This is a genomic window from Microbacterium sp. C448, assembly GCF_000582705.2.
Classification (GTDB): domain Bacteria; phylum Actinomycetota; class Actinomycetes; order Actinomycetales; family Microbacteriaceae; genus Microbacterium; species Microbacterium lacus_A.
Genome location: NZ_HG779652.1, coordinates 1 through 4,419, shown reverse-complemented (window position 1 = coordinate 4,419; position 4,419 = coordinate 1). Strand labels below are relative to the sequence as shown.

Annotated in this window: 5 protein-coding genes and 1 pseudogene; all 6 read right to left on the bottom strand. The window is 63.4% G+C overall.

From position 1 onward, the window contains the following. Positions 1-508: pseudogene (locus tag MIC448_RS06545) on the bottom strand (phage integrase SAM-like domain-containing protein); the annotation flags it as partial. Positions 509-569: 61 nt separating this feature from the next. Next, the gene (locus MIC448_RS06540) at positions 570-788 is read right to left on the bottom strand and encodes an AlpA family transcriptional regulator (protein ID WP_036297574.1); all 219 of its coding nucleotides are present in this window, start codon (positions 786-788) and stop codon (positions 570-572) included. Further along, positions 785-1,348, bottom strand: coding sequence for a hypothetical protein (locus MIC448_RS06535; RefSeq protein ID WP_036297572.1), 564 nt, complete (start codon positions 1,346-1,348; stop codon positions 785-787). The genes MIC448_RS06540 and MIC448_RS06535 overlap by 4 nt, the downstream gene beginning before the upstream one ends. Positions 1,349-1,363: 15 nt before the next feature. Beyond that, positions 1,364-1,828 (bottom strand): single-stranded DNA-binding protein, encoded by a 465-nt coding sequence (locus MIC448_RS06530; protein WP_036297570.1) that lies wholly within the window; start codon positions 1,826-1,828, stop codon positions 1,364-1,366. Positions 1,829-1,910: 82 nt separating this feature from the next. Further along, positions 1,911-3,692: a type IV secretory system conjugative DNA transfer family protein gene (locus tag MIC448_RS06525; RefSeq protein WP_036297568.1), complete on the bottom strand. Its 1,782-nt coding sequence runs from the start codon at positions 3,690-3,692 to the stop codon at positions 1,911-1,913. Then, a complete protein-coding gene (locus MIC448_RS16375) occupies positions 3,689-3,988 on the bottom strand; it encodes a hypothetical protein (RefSeq protein ID WP_243419913.1) in 300 nt (99 codons plus the stop codon). The genes MIC448_RS06525 and MIC448_RS16375 overlap by 4 nt, the downstream gene beginning before the upstream one ends. Between the last annotated feature and the right edge of the window lie 431 nt (positions 3,989-4,419).

Sequence of the window (4,419 nt, the reverse complement as noted above, 5' to 3'; positions counted from 1 at the left end):
ATCCCTGCCAACTACTTGACGCGGGACATCGGAAGGCGTTTCTGTGGAGACTCCGCTTCGCCCGGTGTTTGGCGGGATTGATTGTGATCAGGCCGTCGCGAACGGCTTCGTCGAGTACCCGCACGAGTGGGGCGATGGTGTTCTTAATCGTCGATGCGCCGTACTGCTTCTCCCAGTCGTCGATCGTGCGGTCGATCATTCCCGCGGTGATCTGAGTGACGGGCAGATGGCCAAGCGCCGGGAGCACTCGGAGCCGAAGACCGTACCGGTAGTTGTCTCCGGTGGAGGTCATATCGAGGCCGCGTGCCCATCGATCCTCGATCGAGGTAAAGAACTCCAGGAGCGTCATCGAGACGTCCATTCCCTTGACCGAAGAGTTCCGGAGCGTTTCGAAGAATGCGCGTGCGGTTGCCTCGTCTTTTACGATTTCGGTACGGATCACGCGTTGCTTGGTGAGCGGATCGGTCCAGCGTGCCCGCGCTCGAATTCCGTAGGAGCGTCGTTCCATGTCGGTGGAGATCCTCACCCCGATCGGTGGCACCGGTCGGGGTGAGGACTCTGGCATCGGCTCAACTGGGCGCGCCATGGTGCGGCTCCAAGTTCTGTAGCCATTGGTCGATGGCTTCGAGCCGGTATCGGGCGATACCGCCGAGCTTGATGAATGGTGGCCCGGTCTCCGCGGAGCGCCATCGAGACAATGTCGATTCGGAGACCTTCAGGTACGAGGCGACCTCTCGGCTATCCAGCAATGGTGAGACGGGCGCAGTCGCCTCGACCGCGTTGCTCATGACTCCTCCAGCGGAGGATCGCCGAGCGAACGGTAGAACTCGTCCTCAGCCGTTTGACGATGCTGAACATCATCAACGACGAATTCGACAAAGTCGGCTTCCCGGTCGGTGATCATTGACTCTTCAGAGGGAGTAGGCGGCTCCTCCCCGGGCCAGGTGGCTTGCCGTGTGGGGCGATCACGATCGAGTCGGGTCCCGGAAGTAGCTACCCAGTCCCGGAGGCGGAGGCGAGCATCCGCAAAATCGCGATGCCACCCCAGTGGTGCGGATCCGTTTTGGTTGGGGTCGTAGGCGCACAGCCAGTGCAGGTGCAGCGCTGACAGCTCCCACACGAGTTCGGGGTGACGATGCCAGTAGGGCGGGATCACTGCGGCGGGGAGTCCGTAAGTGCGGCGGAGCCAGTAGACCCAGCGATTCAGCTCCAGCCACTCAACCTCCGCGTCGTTCGCGGTGAGGAGATTCCAGTTGATCGGATGCGGTGGTTCAGCGACCAGCGATTCGTCGTCGTCATCCTCGTCGCGCCCTTCGTGTGCTTCAGCGGTGGGAACGAAGTCACTCATGATGACCGCTCCTGCTCAGATGCTGACCGCAGGAGCGGCATCTGACTGCGCTCGTGCTCGGGCGGGGGCTTCAAAAGGGGACGCATCACGACCGGTCGCCTCGCGCATGTTGCTGTCGCGATGGGGTCCGCGATCGACCTCGTATTGGGTGCGTGCGACGTCGTGACCGAAGCGGGAGACAATGAACTCCTCGGCCGCGACGCTCTGGCCGTCCTTCTCGTAGCTGTACTCGCGCACGCGTCCAGTGGCGATGAACTTGTCGCCCTTGTGGAATCGCGCGACTCCTTCTTCGGCTGCGCGCCGGAAGGCGCTCATGTCGTGGAAGGACGGGTCGAGCTGCGTGAAACTTCCGTCTGGGGTCTGCTGAGAATGCTCTATGCCGATCCGCGCGTAGAACCGCGCGGTGCCGTCCTCGGTGTAGGTCAGACGGGGCTCGGTCGCGATGAATCCTGTGATGGCTTGCTGGGTGTCGATGGACATGACGACTCCTTGATTTGTTGGGGCGGCCATCGGATGTGATGGCCGCTGCAACAGACAGGTGCGCGCTGCGCCCCAGCGCGGATCATGGCGTGGCAGGGCGTCTCAACAGCGACTCAACCGCTGCACGATCCGCTTTGAGCTGTTGACCGTCGGGGCGCTTGGGCCAGGGGTGGAGGTCAGTGACGATCGGGGGCGCCGACCGGAGCAAGATGACCCCGGTGCCAAACGGCAACGTGCGAATGCGGTCGGGCGGCAGGATCGGTACGCGACGGATGGAACGCTGGTTGGAACGCGAGCCATGGTCACCGAGCGTGACGGAGTCGGTGAACTCGTCGCGTTCGCCGATCAGCGTGGAGAGGTCTTGAAGGTCTCGTGAGTTCGAGGCGCCTCCAAGGATGATCTTCGCGATACTGGCGTCCCAGATCGCTGCCGACTTGTTCTCAGACCACTTGTCCCGCGCCTGGGCAAGGGATTGAAGCACCGGCATCGTTGTGATCCCGGTGCCGCCACCTTCTGCCATGAGTGTGGGCAGTGAGGGTAGCGGCGCAAGGTTTCCGATCTCGTCGAGCGCAAACAGTAGCGGCGGATCGAGCCGTGCGCCGGGTGATCGAGCAGCCATTCGGCGGGCGGTCTCGACAAGGTCTTCAACGAGAGCTGCGACGAGAGCTGCGCTGTTCCCGGCCCCAACGCCGGTCGCCAGAAGATACAGCGTGCCACGGTCGCGGATGAAACGCTCGGGATCGAACTGCTCGCCTTCTGCCGGGCTGACAGCATCTAGCACTCTGGGGTCGGCCAGCGCCGACAATGCGAGCGAAACACCCTGCCAGATACTGTCGCGCGTGCGCGGGTCGGCGTCGAGCGTTGCCTCCAGCGAATCCGCCCACCCCGTGGCTGCCAGCGGTGAGCCCGTCAGGATGGCGACTGCCTCCGCGGCGGCTGATGGGTCGAGGGTCCATCGGAACAGCTCAGCCGGACTTCGATGATCGAGCGCGGCCGCATGTAGGAGCGCCTGCAGAGCGATGCGGGTCTTTCCTTCCCAGAACCCTCCACCCTCGACGCCGCCAGCGGACAGCTCGGTGGCCGCTGCAAGACCAGTCGCGCGAATCATCGCGGTCAACGGGTCCTCGCAGCCCCGAATAGGCGACCACCGCAGCCCAGAGGAGACGCCTTCAGCAAGATGCTGAGGATCAAAGACGGCGACCGGACCGAACCGTTCGCGTGCGCGCATCGTTGCCGTCAAGTTGTCGGGCCGGGTCGACGTCGTCACCACTGCACCCGGCGCATCGAGAATCGCTGGGATCACAATGTGCAGGCCCTTACCTGAACGCGGCGGGCCGATGAGAAGGATCGAGTCTTCGACGCTGGCCCACACCTGCTTGCCGTGCGAGCGCCCGAGCAGGTAGCCCACGTCCGCGGGTTCTGGCTGTTCCAGTGAAGGGCGAAGCGTCGCAGCTCGGCGCAGGAGTGCCTTCGCCGACGCACTGGTTGCGACCTCGTGACTGCTGGCAGTTCCCGCGAGCCGCCGTGGATCGGTATCGACGTTGTGTGAGTGCCGACGCCAACGGACCCAAGCCCACCCGATAGCGCTGCCGAGAATGAGGAGCAGCAGTATTGCAATCGACCAGTAGAGAATTGCATTCAGACCGGGCGCCTGCAGCACCTCGGCCGGATTTGTCGGGCTGAACAGCAGGGTGACTCCGCCAGCAATCCCGACCTGAGGTTGCGCAGTGCCAGCGAGGAATGCCGCAACGGAACCCGCAGCTCGCAAGACGACGGCGACCCCGAAGACTGCGATCAACGCGATCATCAGGAAGTTGGTCAACTCATCGCCGAAACCCCGACCCTGACCGTGTGGGGTACTCACGATGGCAAAGATTCGGTGACGATGACGCCGGAGACGCGTCCGATGAGCAATATCTCCGATCGGTGATCCACGAGTTGGCTCATATCGATGACCGCACGAGCGCTCCCGTCAGCGGATCCTTCAGCACTGGAGACTGACAGCGCGACGGTGACGTCCTCGCCAGGGACGAATCCGGACCCGGTGACCTCGATCAGCTGATCCGTTGGGCGGTGCCGCGCTCGCCGCATCGTGCTGGGTGACTGAACGTCTGCGATGGCTTGCTCTCGTCGCACCGCATGGACGATGTCGGTGAACACCGAGCCATCGAACTCGTGCACCTCAACTCGGACGGTGTGGGAGCGGTGTTCGGATATCGCATCAAGAAGATCACCAAACCGTGCGCGGCTCCAAGGCGCGTCCGGCGTTGGAGGCGGGAAGTCGTTTCCGTTGCAGCTGACGTTTATGGCTCCGCGCTCGCTGACCGTGATGACTGCGAGGGGGAAAGCGATGGGCGATCCGAGTGGCGTTCCTGCAGGGCTATTGCTCATGCCACAGAGGTGCGCGGGTACCCGCGCCATTGCACAATGCACTCCAGGTACGGGCTGGACGTGACCGTCGACGGCCGGGTCTACAACTTCCGGACCGAGGATTCTCGTATTTGCTTTGATCGTTCGTCGGGGGTGCCCAGGCTGGACCGTGTGCTATTGCTGCGCGTCAAGGGAGTCAAGCACCGCCCGTGGATCGGTGA